Genomic DNA, 19,054 nt, shown 5'->3' on the forward strand with positions numbered 1-19,054 from the left:
TAACCCCCTTAACCTGTTAAATAACTCATAAATAATGTCGCCATTCCAAAATAAATTAAAATACTGATTAGATCATTGATGGTTGTAATAAATGGACCAGACGCTACAGCCGGATCAATTTTCATCCTGTGCATTAGTAAAGGGATTAGTGCACCTGCAAGGGTGGCAACGATCAATGTAAACAATATTGAAACGCCAACTAAAACACCCAGAAAGAAATTTCCTTTCCAGAAATAAACAATGAAAGTAACAAGAATACCGCAAATACTTCCATTGATTAAGCCGGTCCCTGCTTCCCTTATCACCAATTTCCATTTATTTTCTTTTTCAAGGTCTCCTGTAGCAATTCCCCGGACAGCAACGGCCAATGCCTGAGTCCCGGTATTTCCAGCCATCCCTGCAATAAGAGGAATGAAAACAGCCAGTATGGCCACCTTATCCAATGTGTTCTCAAACCTTCCGATAAGGCTTGCAGTTAACATACCCAAAAACAGCAGGATGATAAGCCATGGAAGCCGTTTACGCGCAGCAGAAACCGGATTCCGGTCAATGTGATCCATATCCGATACAGCAGCTAATTTGGAATAATCGTCAGATGCTTCTTCTTCCATGACATCCATAACATCATCAACTGTAATAATACCCAGCAAATGATTTTGAAAATCGACAACTGGAACAGCCAGGAAGTTATAATCCTTAATTTTTCTTGCGACTTCTTCCTGGTCTTCACCCACAGATACGGAAACTACTCTGTCACTGGTGATTTCTGAAATCATCGTGTCATCGTCACTTACTATTAAATCCCTTAATGAAATGACGCCAATAAGCTTCTTATCGTCATTTACAACGTACACATAATAAATGGTTTCAGCTCTTGGCGCTTCATTCTTTAAGATATACATAGCAGAACGAACCGTCTGATTGGCTGACAGAGAGACAAATTCAGTTGTCATAATACTTCCTGCTGTATATTCTTCGTAATGAAGCAAATCCTTAATTTCTTTTGCGGATTCATCATCCATAATTGTTAAATAGCTGACAACCTGGTCTTTATCAAGTTCATTTAAAACATCAACCGCATCATCGGCATACATTTCTGAAAGCATATCTGCTGCATAGTGGGGATTCATCTCGGCAAGAACGTCTTTATAATCTTCTTCCTCAATCTCCAGGTTTTCAAAAAGAGCTGCCATTTCTTCAGGAGATAGATAAAGATAAATTTTTGCACGGATGTCCTCATCCAGATCTTTAAAAAATGAAGCCTGATCATATGGGTGCATATCAAGAAATTCATTTCTAAAGATATCAATTTCTTCATTTTGTAAAGATTGGATTAAAAGACTGGCGTTGATTTGAGATCCTGATCTTTCCTCTGCATGATTTTCCATACAAAATTAACCTCCTTTCATACCATAAAGATCCATACTCTGTTGGATAACAGAAAAATGTACTTCACTATACTAGCAAATCTTTGTTTTTTTGTCGTCTCTGAGCAATTTGTAAATTTAATTTCCCCATTCCTCGAACTTTACAATCGTTAAAGCTTTATCTGCATCGGAAAAATAATGCGTTATGATAAAGATTATGAAAGTTGATATGATAACAGTAGAACTTTAAAGGAGCATAAAAAATGAGAATTGATATTATTGGTGATATTCACGGCTGCTTTGCTGAATTTAAGGAGCTGACTTTAAAGCTGGACTATATCTGGGAAAAGGGATTTCCTGTCCATCCAAGCGGCAGAAAACTGGCCTTTGTGGGAGACTTAACTGACAGAGGCCCAGATTCACTTGCAGTCATTGATGCAGTATATAACCTTGCAGCAAACAACTTGGGATACTATGTCCCGGGCAACCATTGCAATAAACTATACCGCTTCTTTTTAGGGAATAAAGTGCAAATTACACATGGACTTGAAACAACAGTCGCTGAATATGAGCATCTGTCTCCCGAAGCACAGGATGAGGTCAGACAGAAATTTATGGAGTTATATGAAAACGCACCTCTGTATCGTGTAATCGATAATAACAAACTGGTTATCGCACATGCTGGAATGAAGGAAAGCTATATTGGGAAACATTCTTCAAAAGTAAAAACCTTTGTTCTGTATGGTGATATTACAGGAGAAAAAAATCCTGACGGCACACCTGTAAGACGTGATTGGGCAAGAGAGTATATGGGTGAGGCTGTAATCGTCTATGGCCATACTCCCTTAAAGGAAGTGAGGAGAATTAATAACACCTATAATATTGATACAGGCGCTGTTTTTGGCAATAAGTTAACCGCGCTTAGATATCCGGAAATGCAAGTGGTATCTGTCCAATCCCGCATGCCTTATGTTGAAGAGAAATTCAGGAAGATGTAACCAAAAAGCCGGCAAATGCCGGCTTTTATAAAGTGAAACTTCAATCAGTGGGGAGCTCTTTATCCCCCACCGATTGTTAGTTGAGGCCCACAGGACAAGGAAAGCTACGGCAGCGATACATCGCACGACCGAAAGCGGCAGCTTTTGGGAGGATGTGGCGTTCTTAGTCTTTGTCCTTCTTTCGGGCCTTTACATTATAAAGCGAGGCGACTTGCCCAGGGGTGACAAGCATAAGACGAGCAGATGGCGGGAAGTGCTTTTGTTCCCATCAGCTGATTGGCTTATGACCTTGAGCCCATAGGAGCCGCAGCTAGATTGGGCAGTTTGACTCCCACTTATCCTCCTTTGATTCCTCTGAGTCTTGAAGTGGGGGTCTTACTGCCCGTTAGACTGCGACAAAAGACAATTCATGTCTTCCGGGAGCTGTTGTTCAAATATCTGGGTTTTGTGCAGGATTGGATGTTCGAAGGAAAGGCTGCAGCAGTGCAGCGCCTGCCGCCTGATGAACAGCCTTGTGCCCCCGTATAATTCGTCGCCTGCAAGAGGAAAACCAAGCCATGCCAAATGAACTCTGATCTGATGAGTTCTGCCAGTTTCAAGCTTCAGTTTTACGTGTGTAAATTCTTTATGCCGGCCGATGACCTGATAATGAGTACATGCATATTGGCCTTCCTCACTGACTTCCCGCTCAATTATACTGTCTTTCTTTCGCGCAATCGGCTGTTCTATTGTTCCTGCATCCGGGCAGATTGAGCCTTCAGCAAAGGCTTCATACACGCGATGGATTTTTCGTGAGCGCTGCTGTTCGCTGAACAAATGATGTACATGCCTGTGTTTAGCAATCAGAACCAGGCCAGAAGTATCTCTATCCAGTCGTGTCACAATATGGGCAGCAGACTTTAAGCCGATTCGCTGATAATATCCAATCAGCCGATTAGCCAGACTTCCGGAAGGATGTTCTCTTGAAGGAATGGAATTCACACCTGCCGGTTTGTTTACTACAAGAAGGTAATCATCTTCATAAAGAATATCCAGGGGCAAGTCTTCCCCCTTCATTCCTTCACTTGGAACTTCTTCAGGGAAACCAACCTGAAGGACATCACCTTCTCTTAACACATAGCGGACATTGACTTCCTGATTATTCACTTGAATAAAGCCGCCGGCAAATTTTATATCTGTCAGTGCAGTTTTGGAAATATGATTGTCTTTTAAAAATTCCCTGATTAACAAGCCCGACTGCCGGGCTTTAATTTTCCATTGTAATTCAAAACGCGCCATGAGCTGTAGGCTCCTGTTCTGTCAGATGGTGACCTTTCTTCAATCAGCAACAAAAGAATCGTGGACCCTTTTCCAGAATGGAAATGGCCTGAACCTCGCAAAACGGATCTTTTCATCTGCCACTCTGAATTGAATTGATTTTACATCTTTATGGAGAAGTGTCAAATGATCAATAGTAATTTGAAAATCCGGTTCATTCACAGGCTTCAGCATGCATGTATGGTGGGCCGGCAGTACGAGCGGCGAGCCCACTGTACGGAATACCTTGTTATTAATGGAAGCCATTTCAGCAAGCTGGATGGCAGGCAAAGAAGGGTGAAGAATTGCCCCTCCAAGCGCCTTATTATAAGCAGTACTTCCTGATGGTGTAGAAACACACAGGCCATCTCCGCGGAACCGTTCGAAATGCTGGCCTCGTATCTCCACATCCATAACTAAGGTACCTTCTACAGCCTTGACCGTAGATTCATTTAATGCAAGATAACGGGTTTCTTTCCCGCCATGCTGGTAGCGGATAATCACTTCTAGGAGCGGATATTCAATTACCTGATACGGGGTTTTGGCAATTGCAATAACAAGCTTTTCTATTTCCTCCGGAACCCAGTCTGCATAAAAGCCAAGATGGCCTGTGTGTATACCTACAAAGGCGGTCTTGTCCAGGCGGCTGCTGTATCGGTGAAAGGCATAGAGTAGAGTGCCATCCCCGCCTACCGATATGACTATATCAGGCTCTTCTTCATCATATGTAAGCTCGAAGTCCAATAAATAGGTTCTCATTTTGTGCATGAGTGTATTCGATTTTGAATCTCCTTTTGAGGTAATGGCAAATTTCATCTTATCCAAGCTCCTCTTTTATACTGTTAGTTTTCTCCCTTTTGCTGTTTTTCTTTTTTTCTTGTAAAGAATGCCTGGGCATCCTGGATTTCACCGCGGATGAGCGACATTTCTTCATCCAGCCTGAAAGCAGCCTCTGCCGCCCGCTGAAGCCTCATCTGAATATCCTCAGGAAATTGGCCCTTATATTTGTAGTTCAGGGAATGTTCAACCGTGGCCCAGAAATTCATGGCAAGAGTTCTGATCTGAATCTCCGCAAGTATTTTCTTTTCTCCCTTGATTGTCTGAACTGGATAACGGATCACGACGTGGTAAGAACGGTAACCGCTTGCTTTTTTATGAGATATATAATCTCTTTCTTCAACTATTTCAAAGTCATTTCTTTTTCTTAGCAGTTCAACCACTCTCTTAATATCATCAACAAATTGGCACATCATTCTTACACCGGCAATATCCTGCATTTCTGATTCCAATCTGTCGAGTGGAATGCCTTTTTGATTTGCCTTATCTAGAATGCTGGCAATTGGCTTTACCCTTCCGGTAACAAATTCAATCGGAGAATGAGAAGAATCCATTTCAAATTGGCTTCTCATTCCTTTAAGCTTTATTTTCAACTCTTCAACCGCCTGCTTATATGGCGCCAAAAATAAGTCCCAATGCTTCACCTGCAACACCACCAAATATCCGAAATAAAAAAGACGGCAACCGTACTGCACCTGGATGGCAGGTGCTTACATGCTCCTGTGAATCAGAAAAATAAATCTCTATTCAAATACATAGCCTATCTCTATATCCAAGTATTAAGCCGCTTAAACATCCAATTGGAATACATTCTCTACTTTTTCTACCATTTCATTTCCATAATTGCTGTTCCCGCGGATATTTTCTATTAAGTCTCCTAATTCCTCATGAAATCCTGCAAGCTCAAAGCGAGCCTGATTAATGTCAGAAGCATAAACCCTCATGCGGCCATCTAGTGCCTTCTTTAATTCCGGCCAGACTGTTTCCGGAAGGGAAATATATGTATAGTCATCGTTTTTCTCTGCTATATAAATAAATGAAAGATTGTCGGAATCAGCTAATATTTGCTGCATAGCGGTTAAGCCTGAAACGGTCCCAGACTCTATTCCCAAGATTAATTCATTTCCTATCCATTCTGCATTTACAATTGTAAGTTTCTGTTTCATTTTTCTACCTCCATTGTCATTACCTATTCTATCGCAGATTTTATGGACAGTAAAACCCCTGCTGCAATTTTTACAGCAGCAGGAATCAAACTCCCCTGAATGAATTTATCACAAGCCTAAAAAGCTCTTCAAAGGATTGAAGTCCATGCTAAATAAGGAGATAATACAGATAATTACTTATAGCTGAGGTGTACAGGCTTGTCTAATAAAAATATTGAAATCGAATTTAAAAACATGATCACCAGAGATGAATTTACCGCTTTAATGAATTTTTTGAATTTAAGAAGTGAAGATTTTTCCGAACAGGAGAATCATTATTTTGATACACCTGATTTTTTATTGAAGGAAAAAGGAAGTGCCTTAAGGATCAGGCAGAAAAACGGCTCGTTTGAATTGACTCTAAAACAGCCCCACCCTGAAGGGCTGCTGGAGACTAATGAAGATCTTTCTGAGTCCGAAGCAGCAGAGATGATTCAGACAGGGAAAATCCCTAGGGAACAAATAAAAAAATCATTAGAAGAGCTTGGCATAAAGACAAATAACCTTCAATACTTTGGCACTCTCGCAACAAAACGTGCAGAAAAGGAATACATTAAAGGATTGGCTGTTCTTGATCACAGCCGATATTTAAATAAGGAAGATTTTGAGATAGAATTTGAAGTAGATAATCGGAAGGAAGGGCAAATGGTTTTTCTTAATTTACTTCAGCAGCTTAACATTCCTGTCAGAAAGACCGAAAATAAAATTAAGAGGTTTTATAACGAAAAATACAGACAGCAAAAGGCCGAATAGTAACTGACCTTTTGCCAAGGAGCAATACAATGAACATAGATCAGTTAAAACTATTGATGGAGCTGCAGGCACTGCAAGGCTTCAATAACTCTAAACAAACAAATACTTCTAACCCTCTGTTTCAAGAGCTGCTGGCAGGGCTGGTTTCGGAAAACAATGGTTCATCACTTCAAACCACCGGCGGACTTGGAGCAGTTGCATCTTTAAAGCCTTATATTAGCGCTTTACAAACCGATTCTCCTGCAGCTGCTTCTCTACCGCCTGTTAAGCTAACCAAGTTAGCCGAATCCTCAAAAAGTGATTTTGATGATTTGATTCAAAAAGCATCAGATATGTTTAATGTGCCTGTTAATCTGATTAAGTCAGTCATTAAGCAGGAATCAAACTTTAATCCGAATGCCGTTAGTCATGCAGGTGCTTCCGGCTTGATGCAGCTTATGCCGGAAACAGCCAGGGGGCTTGGTGTTAAAAATATCTTCGACCCTGCAGAGAACATTTTTGCAGGAGTCAAATATTTACGGCAAATGATGGACAGATATGGGGATAATGTAGAACTGGCACTGGCAGCCTATAATGCCGGACCTGGAAATGTAGATAAATACGGGGGTATACCGCCTTTTAGAGAAACCCTAAATTACATAAAGAAAGTTACCACTTCGTTTATGGCTTAAGCTTCAGAACGGCCGCCCGACTTACCGGGCGGCTTTTTTATGTTTTTTTTCAGCAAATGTTCCGGATTGACAGCATGGGCTTAATCCATACTAAAAAATAAGCTGGCCAAGGAGACGTTAATAGTGTACATAAGCTATTTGTTTGAGATATAAATCCCTCATTGATAAAATATAAAGAGATTACAGCAATTGATATTAAATAGGAAGTTTTTTACAATGATTAACTCATAAAAGGAGTTTTAAATATGGCCGAGAAAATGCACACTCCCTTCGACGCTATTGGTGAGGAAAAGCTTCACCAGCTAATTGACGCTTTTTACCTGCGCGTAGGACAACACCCTGATCTCGTTCCTATTTTTCCAGATGACCTGACAGAGACAGCCAGAAAACAAAAACAATTTATGACTCAGTATTTAGGGGGACCTCCTTTATATACTTCAGAACATGGACATCCTATGCTTCGCGCGCGGCACATGCCATTTCCTATAACAGAAACCCGGGCAAGGGCCTGGCTTTCATGCATGAATGAAGCGATGGACCATATTGGGCTGGATGGACAATTGAGGGAAGACTTTTTCTCCAGACTTGTGCTCACTGCTCAGCATATGATCAATACACCCGAGGCCGGAGTGAAAGGTGATAGCCCGTGAATATGCCAGAATCCAATGAAATCAAGTTCACGTCACCACATTGCTATGGCAGTGAAAAAAAGCCCATTGAAGTCTATATGTTTGTTGACCCGCTTTGCCCTGAATGCTGGGCTCTGGAGCCAACCTTAAAAAAGCTTCTGATTGAATATGGCCGCTATTTCTCCATAAAGCATGTATTAAGCGGCAGGCTGGCAACTTTAAATATGGGGAAAAGACAAAACTACGAAAACATTGCTGATTTGTGGGAAAAGACAGCAAGCCGTTCTGGAATGTCATGTGATGGAAACCTCTGGTTCGAGAATCCAATTTCTTCCCCGCATCTGGCTTCAGTTGCAATTAAGGCGGCTGAATTGCAGGGGAGAAAAGCTGGCATCAGATTTTTACGCAAGCTCCAGGAAGTTTTATTTCTTGAAAAGCAGAATGTGTCAAATTTTGAGGTCCTAAAGGATTGTGCTAAGGAAGTCGGTCTTGATGTAGTAGAATTTGTTTCTGATATTCATTCAGATAGTGCAGCCAAAGCTTTTCAATGCGATTTAAAAATAACTTCTGAAATGGATGTTCAAGAAATACCAACTCTTGTCTTTTTCAATGAAAACATAGAAGATGAAGGCATCAAAGTAACCGGGTATTATCCTTATGAAATTTATGAACAGATTTTGGAAGAAATGCTGCCTGCTAAACCTGAGCGTGCTCCTCTTCCGCCCCTGGAATATTTCTTAAAATATTTTAAGCTGGTGGCCAGTAAGGAGATCTCCGTAGTATACGATATGACAGACAGCGAAGTGAACAAGGAAATGAAAAAGCTTCAGCTAAAGCAAATCGCTGAATATGTACCTGCAAAATACGGTAATTTCTGGAGATATTCCGGGTAATCTCAAAGCTGTGCAAACTGCACAGCTTTATTTTTTCATGAAAAAACCATGCAGTCTAATGCACGGCTCTTTCACAGTATATTTTTTACGAACAAAGGGGATGGGAGAAATTTTTCACGTCCAAACAAAAGGGGTAAATGTTTGCATGTGATCAACTTCACATCTGTACTATATCATGACGAAAATGAACAAGGCAATTAGTTTGTGCCCTTTTTCACAATATTGTCAAAATCAAGTCATGACAATCTGGACAACCGCATAAAATAGTTGTAAATATGTCCAAGGAGGAGACTGCAATATGAAAAAGCTGCCTGGATTTCTGATGCTGATGCTCATTTTAGTCTCCTTTATTTTGAATATTTTTGGCCTTATGAAACTTATTCCCCTTTTCATTACATCACCTATTCTATTTATTTCACTCCTGATCTTATTATTATACTTGAATGACCGAAGGAGATTTAAGGGTTTTTAACATCAAAAGAGGTGCCGGGCAATACAGCCTGGCACCTTTACTGTTAAGAAAGCAAGTTTTCCATTTCATTAAGCTTTTCTTCAAATACTTTGCAGGCATCCTCAATCGGCTTGCTGCTCGTCATATCTACACCGGCTTTCTTTAGCACTTCAATTGGGTAGTCCGAGCTGCCGGATTTCAGGAACTCAATATATCTGTCAACTGCAGGCTGGCCTTCCTTGAGAATTTGCTTGCTTAATGCCGTAGCCGCACTAAAGCCTGTTGCATATTGATAAACATAATAATTATAGTAGAAATGCGGGATTCTGGACCATTCCAGGCCGATTTCCTCATCAATTACGATATCTTCATCCCCAAAATACTTCTTATTAAGTTCATAATATTCTTTAGTCAATGAATCAGCAGTCAAGGCTTCATTGTTTTGCGCCTTTTGATGAATAAGATGTTCAAATTCTGCAAACATGGTCTGGCGGAAAACAGTGCCTCTAAAGCCTTCAAGATAGTGATTCAGCAGATACAGCCGCTTCTTATCATCATCAATTGTTTTTAGCAGATAATCGTTTAAGAGGGCTTCATTACAAGTAGAGGCAACCTCTGCAACAAAAATTGAGTAGTTTCCATAAGGGTATGGCTGAGATTTTCTTGTGTAATAGCTGTGTACCGAATGGCCAAATTCATGAGCCAGAGTAAATAAGTTGTTCACATTATCCTGCCAGTTCATTAGTATATAAGGGTTGGTGCCATATGTTCCCGAAGAATAAGCGCCGCTCCTTTTGCCCTTATTCTCATGAACATCAACCCATCTATTTTCAAAACCCTCTTTTAAAATATTTATATAGTCGTCACCAAGCGGCTTTAATCCTTTTAAAATCAGATCTTTTGCTTCATTATAAGGTATCTCCATTTTTACTTCCTTCACTAAAGGAGTGTAGAGATCGTACATATGAAGCTCCTTAACCCCAAGAACCTTCTTGCGGAGTTTGACATAGCGATGCAGCAAATGCAGGTTATCGTTAATGGTATTGACCAGATTTTCATAAACACTTTCAGGAATATTGTCCGCAGAAAGGGCAGCATGGCGCGCGGAGTCATAATTCCGGATCTTTGCGTTGAAATTATCTTTTTTTACGTTTCCACTTAGAGTGCTGGCAAATGTATTGCGAAACTTCCCATAAGTCTCATATACAGCTTTGAAAGCATCATGCCGGACACGCTGCTCGTCACTTTCAAGAAAACGGATGAATCGTCCGTGAGTAATTTCGACTTCTTCCCCATTTTCATCTTTAATGGACGGAAACTCCAAATCCGCATTATTCAGCATTCCAAATGTATTACTGGAAGCCCCAAGCACCTCGGAAGCCTGAGCAAGCAGGGATTCCTGCTCAGCAGATAATACATGAGGCCTTTGAAGATTTATTTCCTCCAGTGAATGTTTATATAATTGCAGCTCGGTTTTTTCCTTCAAAAAGCCTGCAATCTTCTCTTCATTTTCAGCAAGCAGCTCAGGAACAATATAGGCAAGTGCACTAGCAGCTTCAGAATACAAATTTTTAATTTTGTCATCCATTCCCTGATAAAATGAATTTGTTGTATCCTGGTCATAACGCATATGGGCATATGTATAAAGCTTCCCAAGGCGCGAAAGTAAATGATCCTGGAACTGAAGCGCTGCATATAATGTTTCAGCACTTTCTCCGAGCCTGTCCTGATACTTGCCTGCATCCGGAATCAGCTGCTGTACTTCATTGTATTCCTTGTTCCACTCATCATCAGAAGGGAAAATATCCTCCAAACGCCACGTATCTTCAGGTGAAATCTCATTCCTTGCCGGCAGTTTCTTTACAGTCGTTTCATTAGCCATACATTCATCCTCCATTCAAAAGTCCCATTACACTATCTTCTCCTTGAAGAATAAAATTCCTGCTTTTTCAAAGAGCAAAAGTGGAAGTCTTTGATTATTTTATGTTAAATAAGACTTTTTCATTTATTTGCCCTGCAAAATCCTTTGAGTGATGCCTCTATAAAAATCGTCCTCTATTTGGATTATACGGGAGTAATGCTCAGGCTCACCGCTTAATGCAGTTTTTTTGTATAAACCTTTTTCTGCATGTTTAACAATGTTTAAGTTAATAAGGACATCAAGATATTCTTTAATCGCATGGATTTCGGAGCCGGTTTGAACAAGCGGGATTGACCTGATTTTTATATCGTTATTCTTTACCCTGCTGCGAAAGGCTGCAATCATCTGCGGAAGTGAGAAGGGCCTCTCTTTGCCGACTATATCCATAAACAAATAACTCTGCCACTGTATAGGTGAGGTTTCTATATATGGAGAATGACGTACAGGAAGGCCAATTTCAGGCGGGAGGAACGCAGGAGCAATTGAGCGGGAGTATAAATCCTGAAGAAAGTTATTTCTAATAGCACTGCTATTTTGTGAAAGGGAATTCTTTATTTTCCGAACTTCTCTTTTCCATTCATCCAGATTTATATCTTTTTTAAAAAATGGATTAAATAATATAGCTGGATCTGCTCGGGAAATTGATTTTACATCATAATGCGCGCAGGCATTTCTGACTGTAAGGGGCTGGATATGGTGGATATTGATAAAAGACTTTGTAGTGGGGCAAAAAGAAGGGATTACCCAATGGCCTGAAGCTGTTTGCCGAAGAAATAGGTATTGGAAACCAGATAAAGAAATCTTTGCTTTGCCCATACGCTTAATACTTTTCCCTGCCAGTATCCAAATTGGAACGATACCTGTCTTAAGGTAGGCTTCTGTCCGCTTTATAAATAACACCTCCGAAATGTTTGAGCATTGATATTCAAGAGCATAATGTACACCTTCATAATGGACATCAATATCCGGCCGCTGTGATATTTCCGGATAAAATGGTTCCAGAATTGGATTTAAACCTTTTTTCTTTAGCCATTGAAACAATAACACCTTTCCGGACATATGGTATTCTGTTTCCCTTTCATACCTTTCCGGACATTCAGAACCCTTTCTGTGGCTGAAATGCGGGATTCTTTTCTTTCCGATTTTCATTATTACTTTCTCTTTGCATTCCGGGCAGTAAAAGTTGTGATGTTCCCTGTACTGCTGTAAAGCCGGGATGCTGTGTGAACCTATAAGGCTTATTCGCACTCCATTCTCTGTTGAGGCAACTAACAAATGACCAACTCCTTTCCCCCTTAATGTTCTATTTTTAATGGCTAAATTCCTTTTTATCTGATGTATTCTCTTACAAGATTTTTCTATGCTAACCGATTACTTCTAAAGGCAGTTCACGTACAAAAAAGCCGATTTCATAGAGAAATCGGCTTTTCTTTACTATTTAAAATGTTTTCTCAGATTTTCAAACACATCATTTTCTATAATCAATTTACCATATTCCATTACACGGTGAATAGTTGTACTTGTTTCATGCCCGTATTCAAGAAGAATACTCAGCATGTTATCTATGTCATCCTCTTCAAAAAGCTCTTCAGGGAATTCTGCGAATAAATAGTATTTCCCTTCAAAGGAATATAGCCTCGTAGTAATGGAATCAAGAATTGACCGCTTTGATAATGAAATAATGTCTTCAAAATCTTTAAATGTTAGTAGAAACTCAAGATCTCCTTCATATCCGTTATCATTGTCATCATCGGATTTACGGAAATGATGATCAAGCATTTCCTCTATATGTTCATCCACAGGCAAATCTTTCACTTTTTCATCCGGGACAGGAAGCTCAAACTTTTGACCATCCTTTGATAGCTGAGCTTTTGTTACAAGAACCTCCAAACCCTTATCCAACGCTTGAACCTGGATCCATAAAGGGCCTTCAACAAGAAATTCTTCCTCCTGATGGACTTCGTCCATCATTTCCCAAAAGAGTTCCTCACTCCGCTCACGATTGTACCAAACCTCTTCACGGTCAAAGCCTCTTTCTTCTATATCAAGATAAGAAATATAAAATTTAACGGTATGATCATTAATACGTTCGATTTCCATGCAGCAACTCTCCCTTCTGGCTATGATTGAAGGGACTAAATACCCCCAGCAGTCATGTGTTATCCATTTACCCGTAAATCAATTGGTTAATCCCCGATTAAATTGAAGGTAAAGTGTATTTTGTACCTTGTACTTTTATTTTATGACAAATTGAGCATAAAGGGAATTAAAAAGTCATATGTTTAAAAAAACCGTTAAATGCCTATAATGTCCCAGTTGGTCATCTTATCTCATTGGCTTAACTAAATATTCTCTTATTATATCCATTTTCCTTTTTCTTTTTCACATAAAAGACAAAAAGACCTTCTTCTGTTAAACAGAAAGAAGGCCTCTCAATTTTAAGTATATTTGTTAATTAACCATACGCTGTGCTTCACGCAACTGGTAAGTACGGACTTTTCTTGGAAGGAAACGTCTTATTTCGTCCTCATTATATCCAACCTGCAAACGTTTTTCATCAAGAATGATTGGACGTCGAAGCAGTCCAGGGTTTTCCTTGATTAGCTCAAATAAATCTTGGAGAGGCATTGATTCAAGGTTTACATCAAGCTTTTGAAATGTCTTTGAGCGAGTTGAAATAATTTCATCTGTTCCATCTTCAGTCATTCGAAGAATTTCTTTAATTTCATCAATCGATAGCGGTTCTGAAAAGATATTTCGTTCTTTATAGGCAATTTCATGCTCTTCCAACCATGATTTAGCTTTCCTGCAGGATGTACAACTTGGTGAAGTGTATAATGTGACCATTTTACAAATTCACACTCCTTAAATTTAGACATATATGAAACTATCAGAGATTATTTGTTTAATCAAATATTTCTAGAGTATTCTAGATTAAAATAACTTTAATCAAGGAATTTATATTATTAATTATACACTAAACTATATCTCTTTGGTATAACTTTTTATAAATATGATAAAAGTATTAAACATTCATTAAACAAACGGATTAAGAATTAGAATCTACTTAATAAGACGAATGAACAAGCAAAAAGTTTCATTTTTTTATATGTTTTTTGTTATAATTCCTTCCATAAAGTTTCTTAAGCCTAAACCTAAGGAAATTTTATGTATGAATTTTTTTAGTTCATTACTAAATTATTCTTTATATACCCCTGTTAATTTTTAATAAACCAAAATGCTTATAAATATTTTCTCAATTAATTAATGAAAATGAAAACACAGCCATTTACAAAAATGGCTGTGTTTTTCCAACTCCTTATAAATCCTCTAAGACATCCGTTCCATTTTTATCTTCTTCATAAGTCAGAACCTCATCTACTGGCTGATATGACTTTCCATAAAAATGCGAATCCTTATAAGTGTGAATCATTTCATAGGTTTTCTTCATGGCTTCATAAATCATTTCTTCACTTTCGTTCGCAGGGGACCAATATAGAATTTCCATTGTATTGATTTCATTGGTCGCAAGAGACCGGCGGCTGTAGCCGATTGATTGGGCGTGCTCAAAACCTTCTCTTTTATAGAACTTGAGCCGCTTTTCAGTATCCGTGTCTTCATAGTCAACCGGCTCCACTTCCAATATGATCGGTTTGCCTTTGGCTTTAAGCGTTTGAAGCAGTTTATGACCAAGCCCCTGTCCTCTGGATTCCTTCGAAACAAACAGATAATCAATAAAAACAAAGTTATCCAGCTCAACATACATAAGCACATGATGTGGACCTTCATCTTTATGATAGATGTCTGACCGTTCCTTTAATAAGGTTTCCATATGTTCTCTTGATTTCATTTCTTCAATCGGGAAATATTGATTCAGTTTTTCATACCAATGCATGGATCTTCTCCTTTTTTGCCCGCAAACAACGTATTGTTTTTAGGGCATGAATATTTATTCCAGCATGATAAGCTCCCAGCTTTCCTTTCCACTTACTTACTTAGGCTTATATTATTTCCAATCAGATTAAGTATTTGTGGAATTTCCCCTTTTAATACTGGAAAATTTCGAATAAAATATGATTAGGGATGTTTATACACTAACTAATCACAGGAAACTGTGAAAAGAAAGATGGAGGTTTATCATGGTTGGTTACATAACTGATTTAACGATTGTTGCATTGCTTATAATTGGATTTACTGCCTTGTTAGGTGTACTAACTAATGGTATTGGAGAAAAGATTTTTGGCGGTAAAAATAAATCCGAATTCGTGGATCAATCCGCTAGAGTGCAGACTGGATGGAAAAGCGTAGGCGGACAAAAAAAGCAGTAGCCTATGCCTCTATACTATGATACCGTATACAAAATTCGTGTCAAATAATATGTAACTTAATTAATTGATAAACAAAGCAAAAAGAGACCGAAATAATCGGCCTCTTTTTGCTTTTAAGGTGTATAATCCACATTTTGTGTATATGAATTACCTGCATTCCATAAAAGGAATTCATCAATTCCCTGTTCTTTCAGTGCCTTTATTTGCGCTTCAACTTCCGCCCTTCCATACTTCTTATAGTTTCCGGCTCCTAAATAAGAGGCTGTAAAGTCCTGAAGCCATGGTCTGGATACAGGAGGACTATCCAACTCTTCCAACTTTCGATTCTCAAGTTTAGCATACTCAGAAACCAGCTTATAAGGTTCCAGGTCCGGCTTGGCTATACCGAAGTAAGATGTCCAGTGGCTTGGATAAATCATAGAAGAAATTACATCCACATGTTCTGAGATCTTAGAGAAATTTTGGCCAATTCCCGGTGCCTCAGGAAGGGTCGCCGTGTAGCCAAAGATATCGACCGAGACCTTTACCCCATATGGCTCGAGCTGCTTCCTGGCATACTCGACAAAGTCAGTAACTGCACTTACACGCTTTTGTACATTTTCAATTTTAAGATTTTCGTATTCACCCATACTATATTTCAAGGAGCTATCTCGGTGTTCAAACCCCTCAGGAAATCGGACATAATCAAATTGAATCTCCTGAAATCCCATTTTTGCAGCTTCGATTGCAATTCCAATATTGTAATCCCAAACTTCTTTTAAAAATGGATTTACAAATGATTCACCTCTGCCATTCTTCCATACTGTATTTCCTTCTTTATACGACCATTCAGGCTTTTTATTCGCCAGAATAGAATCCTTAAAAACCACAACCCGTGCAATCGGATAAATTTGCTTTTCTTCCATGGTTTTCAAGATATTTTTGGGATCCTTTATGTAAGGCTTGCCGATATCAGTATATGGTGATTTATCTTCTGGAATATACGTTAGGTTGCCCCAATCATCCTTAATGTCAATAACCATCGCATTTAAATCGGTATCATCCATCAATTTTACTAATTTATTAAACTTTTCACCCCCTGCTGAATGACCGGTAACATATATACCCCTAACAGCATCGGGATATTGAAAGTGATAGCCGGAATCAAATTGAAAACGGCTTACTTTTTCAGGAAGGGTTTTCACAAGCGAAACATGTTCCCTTTTAGGATTTAGTCCTGATTCCTGATTTTCCTGTTCTTTTGCCTCACCTGGATCGGCTGACATGAATAAAGCTGATACTAACATTAAGGCAGCAGCTACGTTTAATGCCTTGTTCACATGTTTTGCCCCCTTATCTGAGTATTCTCTTTGTTACCCTAATTATAAAATTATTTCAAAGAATTAAGAACTATCTTTATACTAAATTATCTTAATAAGTATTCTTTAAACCAATTTTAATAAAAAACTATCAAAATCCTGTTTAAATAAACAAATTGGCGGAAAAATATAAATAATTGAAAATTCTCATAGTAATATTCCGGAAAATGATGTATTATATAGAAAGTACACATTAGCGAATAAAAGTGTTAAAGAGAATTTCCATACTCTGCATATTTGACTGGACCATTTACATCTTGGTAATTCCTTTATAGCGAACATTTACTTTTCCAGGATGTAAAAAAACGATCTCAGTCGAGATCGTTTTTTATTATTTTGCATATTTAGCTTTTAATTCGTTGTACTCTTTTTCAGAGCAATAAACAAAATGACCAGGTGTTATTTCGCGCATTTCCAGCTTTTCATTATCAGCGTAATTGTGAACTGCCGGATCATATGATTTTCTTCTGCGGGAACGTTCCGTTTCAGGATCTGGAAGCGGAATAGCTGACAGCAGTGATTGAGTATAAGGGTGCATAGGGTTATTATATAAATCTTCAGCTGGTGCAAGTTCAACCAGTTTACCGAAGTACATAACACCGATTCGGTCACTGATGTATTTAACCATAGATAAATCATGTGCGATAAACAGATATGTCAATCCTTTTTCACGCTGCAGTTTTTTCATAAGGTTTACTACCTGAGCCTGAATGGAAACATCCAATGCTGAAATTGGCTCATCCGCAATAATGAAATCAGGGTCAACCGCAAGGGCGCGGGCAATTCCGATACGCTGTCTCTGTCCTCCAGAGAATTCATGAGGGTAACGGTTAGCATGTTCTTTGTTCAGACCGACAGTGTCCAAAAGTTCGTAAACCCTCTCCATACGTTCCTTTTTGCTTTTTACCAAGCCGTGAATATCGATTCCTTCAGCAATAATATCGGCAACCGTCATACGCGGGTTTAAGGAAGCATAAGGATCCTGGAAGATCATTTGCATCTTACGGTTAAACTTTTTCAGTTCTTTCGCAGATTTTTTGCCGTGAACGTCTTCACCTTCAAAAAGAACCTGCCCATCTGTTGCATCATATAATCTGATAATAGTTCGTCCAGTAGTTGATTTACCGCAGCCAGACTCACCAACAAGTCCAAGGGTCTCTCCCTTATAAATATCAAAAGTAATCCCATCAACTGCTTTTACCATATTCGGACGGCCTACATTAAAATGCTGTTTTAAGTTTTTAATTTCGAGCAATTTTTCTGCCATTATTATTTTCCCTCCTTCACTAATACAGGCTTTTCAAAAGTGGAGGATAATTGGCGCATTCGTTTTTTTACTGCTGCGGGCGGCTCAACCTTTGGAGCATCCGGGTGAAGAAGCCAAGTTTTTGCAAAATGTGTTTCTGAGATTTGGAACATCGGCGGCTCTTCTTCAAAATCAATTGCAAGTGCATATTGATTTCTTGCTGCAAACGCGTCTCCTTTTGGAGGGTTCGTCAGATCCGGGGGCGTCCCTGGAATAGCAGCTAGTTCAGCTTTCTCATCATTTTCCAAGCTTGGCATGGATGCAAGCAATCCCCATGTATAAGGGTGACGCGGGTCATAGAATATTTCATCTACAGTACCCATTTCAACAATCTGGCCAGCATACATTACAGCTACCCGGTCCGCGACATTTGCTACAACACCGAGGTCATGCGTAATAAAGATTATGGATGTATCCATTTTATTTTGCAGATCTTTCATAAGCTCCAGAATCTGAGCCTGAATCGTAACATCAAGTGCAGTTGTCGGCTCGTCAGCGATAAGAAGTTTGGGATTGGCTGCAAGGGCAATCGCAATCATCGCACGCTGTCTCATACCGCCGGAGAATTCATGAGGATATTGATTTACCCTTTTCTCAGGCATCGGAATACCAACAAGTCTCAGTAATTCAGTGGCTCTGTTTTTGGCATCAGTCTTAGACATATTCTGATGTTTAACCAGCACTTCCATTATCTGTGTTCCAACTCTCATCGTTGGATTCAATGATGTCATTGGATCCTGGAAAATCATACTGATTTCTTTGCCGCGGATCTTTTCCATTTGTTTTTCTGTTTTGGGTACGATGTCTTCACCGCTTAGCAGGATTTGCCCGCCTGAAATTCGGCCTGGCGGCATAGGTATTAGCTTCATAATTGACTGGGAAGTAACACTTTTGCCTGACCCTGATTCACCAACAATCGCAAGCGTCTCTCCCTTATGAAGGTCAAAGCTGACTCCACGGACTGCTTTTACTGTACCTCCATATGTTTGGAATGAGACTTCTAAATTTTTTACTTCGAGTAATTTTTCCATGTTCTCACTC

At 39.2% G+C, this 19,054-nt stretch carries 19 protein-coding genes; 6 read left to right on the forward strand and 13 right to left on the reverse strand.

The features are described 5' to 3' along the window. Positions 1-8: 8 nt before the first annotated feature. Positions 9-1,388, reverse strand: coding sequence for a magnesium transporter (mgtE, locus tag ACTHRG_RS08390; protein WP_076256716.1), 1,380 nt, complete (start codon positions 1,386-1,388; stop codon positions 9-11). A gap of 242 nt (positions 1,389-1,630) precedes the next feature. Between mgtE and prpE the strand changes: the two genes are divergently transcribed. Next, complete coding sequence (prpE, locus tag ACTHRG_RS08395) at positions 1,631-2,365, forward strand: bis(5'-nucleosyl)-tetraphosphatase PrpE (RefSeq protein ID WP_440230999.1); 735 nt, start codon at positions 1,631-1,633, stop codon at positions 2,363-2,365. A 375-nt stretch (positions 2,366-2,740) separates the two neighbouring features. Here the strand turns inward: prpE and ACTHRG_RS08400 are convergent, their stop codons facing one another. The 4 genes from ACTHRG_RS08400 to ACTHRG_RS08415 form a co-directional block, all read right to left on the reverse strand. After that, positions 2,741-3,643 (reverse strand): RluA family pseudouridine synthase, encoded by a 903-nt coding sequence (locus ACTHRG_RS08400; protein ID WP_440231000.1) that lies wholly within the window; start codon positions 3,641-3,643, stop codon positions 2,741-2,743. Positions 3,644-3,682: 39 nt separating this feature from the next. Next, the gene (locus tag ACTHRG_RS08405) at positions 3,683-4,477 is read right to left on the reverse strand and encodes an NAD kinase (RefSeq protein ID WP_009331194.1); all 795 of its coding nucleotides are present in this window, start codon (positions 4,475-4,477) and stop codon (positions 3,683-3,685) included. 26 nt (positions 4,478-4,503) lie between these two features. Then, positions 4,504-5,142, reverse strand: a complete 639-nt coding sequence (locus ACTHRG_RS08410) for a GTP pyrophosphokinase (protein ID WP_076256710.1) — start codon at positions 5,140-5,142, stop codon at positions 4,504-4,506. A gap of 144 nt (positions 5,143-5,286) precedes the next feature. After that, positions 5,287-5,664: a hypothetical protein gene (locus tag ACTHRG_RS08415; protein ID WP_440231001.1), complete on the reverse strand. Its 378-nt coding sequence runs from the start codon at positions 5,662-5,664 to the stop codon at positions 5,287-5,289. A 198-nt stretch (positions 5,665-5,862) separates the two neighbouring features. Between ACTHRG_RS08415 and ACTHRG_RS08420 the strand changes: the two genes are divergently transcribed. From ACTHRG_RS08420 to ACTHRG_RS08435, 4 genes are all read left to right on the forward strand, one after another. After that, positions 5,863-6,456: a CYTH domain-containing protein gene (locus tag ACTHRG_RS08420; protein WP_440231002.1), complete on the forward strand. Its 594-nt coding sequence runs from the start codon at positions 5,863-5,865 to the stop codon at positions 6,454-6,456. A 29-nt stretch (positions 6,457-6,485) separates the two neighbouring features. Next, positions 6,486-7,127, forward strand: coding sequence for a lytic transglycosylase domain-containing protein (locus tag ACTHRG_RS08425; protein WP_440231003.1), 642 nt, complete (start codon positions 6,486-6,488; stop codon positions 7,125-7,127). A gap of 245 nt (positions 7,128-7,372) precedes the next feature. Further along, the gene (locus ACTHRG_RS08430; RefSeq protein ID WP_048010947.1) at positions 7,373-7,777 is read left to right on the forward strand and encodes a globin domain-containing protein; all 405 of its coding nucleotides are present in this window, start codon (positions 7,373-7,375) and stop codon (positions 7,775-7,777) included. A gap of 2 nt (positions 7,778-7,779) precedes the next feature. Beyond that, positions 7,780-8,649: a ClpXP adapter SpxH family protein gene (locus tag ACTHRG_RS08435; RefSeq protein ID WP_061791578.1), complete on the forward strand. Its 870-nt coding sequence runs from the start codon at positions 7,780-7,782 to the stop codon at positions 8,647-8,649. A gap of 515 nt (positions 8,650-9,164) precedes the next feature. Here ACTHRG_RS08435 and pepF read toward each other — a convergent pair. The 5 genes from pepF to ACTHRG_RS08460 form a co-directional block, all read right to left on the reverse strand. Further along, the gene (pepF, locus tag ACTHRG_RS08440) at positions 9,165-10,982 is read right to left on the reverse strand and encodes an oligoendopeptidase F (RefSeq protein WP_440231004.1); all 1,818 of its coding nucleotides are present in this window, start codon (positions 10,980-10,982) and stop codon (positions 9,165-9,167) included. A 123-nt stretch (positions 10,983-11,105) separates the two neighbouring features. Next, a complete protein-coding gene (locus ACTHRG_RS08445) occupies positions 11,106-12,269 on the reverse strand; it encodes a competence protein CoiA (RefSeq protein WP_440231029.1) in 1,164 nt (387 codons plus the stop codon). 186 nt (positions 12,270-12,455) lie between these two features. Further along, positions 12,456-13,121: an adaptor protein MecA gene (gene mecA / locus ACTHRG_RS08450; protein WP_440231005.1), complete on the reverse strand. Its 666-nt coding sequence runs from the start codon at positions 13,119-13,121 to the stop codon at positions 12,456-12,458. A gap of 351 nt (positions 13,122-13,472) precedes the next feature. After that, on the reverse strand, positions 13,473-13,868 hold the full coding sequence (spxA, locus tag ACTHRG_RS08455; protein WP_009331204.1) for a transcriptional regulator SpxA: 396 nt from the start codon (positions 13,866-13,868) through the stop codon (positions 13,473-13,475). 472 nt (positions 13,869-14,340) lie between these two features. Then, positions 14,341-14,916 carry a GNAT family N-acetyltransferase gene (locus ACTHRG_RS08460; protein WP_076256700.1) on the reverse strand — a complete coding sequence of 192 codons (576 nt, stop codon included), beginning with the start codon at positions 14,914-14,916 and terminating at the stop codon, positions 14,341-14,343. 244 nt (positions 14,917-15,160) lie between these two features. Here ACTHRG_RS08460 and ACTHRG_RS08465 point away from each other — a divergent pair, with 244 nt between their 5' ends. Further along, positions 15,161-15,349, forward strand: coding sequence for a hypothetical protein (locus ACTHRG_RS08465; protein WP_076256698.1), 189 nt, complete (start codon positions 15,161-15,163; stop codon positions 15,347-15,349). A gap of 113 nt (positions 15,350-15,462) precedes the next feature. On the opposite strand, the gene ACTHRG_RS08470 is transcribed toward ACTHRG_RS08465, so the two are convergent. The 3 genes from ACTHRG_RS08470 to ACTHRG_RS08480 all read right to left on the reverse strand — a co-directional run bounded on the left by ACTHRG_RS08470 (position 15,463) and on the right by ACTHRG_RS08480 (position 19,044). Beyond that, entirely contained in the window at positions 15,463-16,614 is a 1,152-nt protein-coding gene (locus ACTHRG_RS08470) for a putative glycoside hydrolase (protein WP_440231030.1), read from the reverse strand. Between the two features lie 424 nt (positions 16,615-17,038). Further along, positions 17,039-17,974, reverse strand: coding sequence for an ABC transporter ATP-binding protein (locus ACTHRG_RS08475; RefSeq protein ID WP_076256695.1), 936 nt, complete (start codon positions 17,972-17,974; stop codon positions 17,039-17,041). 2 nt (positions 17,975-17,976) lie between these two features. Next, the gene (locus ACTHRG_RS08480) at positions 17,977-19,044 is read right to left on the reverse strand and encodes an ABC transporter ATP-binding protein (protein WP_076256693.1); all 1,068 of its coding nucleotides are present in this window, start codon (positions 19,042-19,044) and stop codon (positions 17,977-17,979) included. Positions 19,045-19,054 lie beyond the last annotated feature (10 nt).

The sequence above is a fragment of the Cytobacillus sp. SAFR-174 genome (assembly GCF_051964675.1).
Lineage (GTDB): Bacteria > Bacillota > Bacilli > Bacillales > Cytobacillaceae > Cytobacillus.

Coding starts and splice junctions, on each gene's coding strand:
- ACTHRG_RS08475 (WP_076256695.1), bottom strand. CDS start 17,974: ATGGCAGAAAAATTGCTCGAAATTAAAAACTTAAAACAGCATTTTAAT.
- mecA (WP_440231005.1), bottom strand. CDS start 13,121: ATGGAAATCGAACGTATTAATGATCATACCGTTAAATTTTATATTTCT.
- spxA (WP_009331204.1), bottom strand. CDS start 13,868: ATGGTCACATTATACACTTCACCAAGTTGTACATCCTGCAGGAAAGCT.
- ACTHRG_RS08430 (WP_048010947.1), top strand. CDS start 7,373: ATGGCCGAGAAAATGCACACTCCCTTCGACGCTATTGGTGAGGAAAAG.
- ACTHRG_RS08405 (WP_009331194.1), bottom strand. CDS start 4,477: ATGAAATTTGCCATTACCTCAAAAGGAGATTCAAAATCGAATACACTC.
- prpE (WP_440230999.1), top strand. CDS start 1,631: ATGAGAATTGATATTATTGGTGATATTCACGGCTGCTTTGCTGAATTT.
- ACTHRG_RS08480 (WP_076256693.1), bottom strand. CDS start 19,044: ATGGAAAAATTACTCGAAGTAAAAAATTTAGAAGTCTCATTCCAAACA.
- pepF (WP_440231004.1), bottom strand. CDS start 10,982: ATGGCTAATGAAACGACTGTAAAGAAACTGCCGGCAAGGAATGAGATT.
- mgtE (WP_076256716.1), bottom strand. CDS start 1,388: ATGGAAAATCATGCAGAGGAAAGATCAGGATCTCAAATCAACGCCAGT.
- ACTHRG_RS08460 (WP_076256700.1), bottom strand. CDS start 14,916: ATGCATTGGTATGAAAAACTGAATCAATATTTCCCGATTGAAGAAATG.
- ACTHRG_RS08465 (WP_076256698.1), top strand. CDS start 15,161: ATGGTTGGTTACATAACTGATTTAACGATTGTTGCATTGCTTATAATT.
- ACTHRG_RS08400 (WP_440231000.1), bottom strand. CDS start 3,643: ATGGCGCGTTTTGAATTACAATGGAAAATTAAAGCCCGGCAGTCGGGC.
- ACTHRG_RS08415 (WP_440231001.1), bottom strand. CDS start 5,664: ATGAAACAGAAACTTACAATTGTAAATGCAGAATGGATAGGAAATGAA.
- ACTHRG_RS08425 (WP_440231003.1), top strand. CDS start 6,486: ATGAACATAGATCAGTTAAAACTATTGATGGAGCTGCAGGCACTGCAA.
- ACTHRG_RS08435 (WP_061791578.1), top strand. CDS start 7,780: ATGCCAGAATCCAATGAAATCAAGTTCACGTCACCACATTGCTATGGC.
- ACTHRG_RS08470 (WP_440231030.1), bottom strand. CDS start 16,614: ATGTCAGCCGATCCAGGTGAGGCAAAAGAACAGGAAAATCAGGAATCA.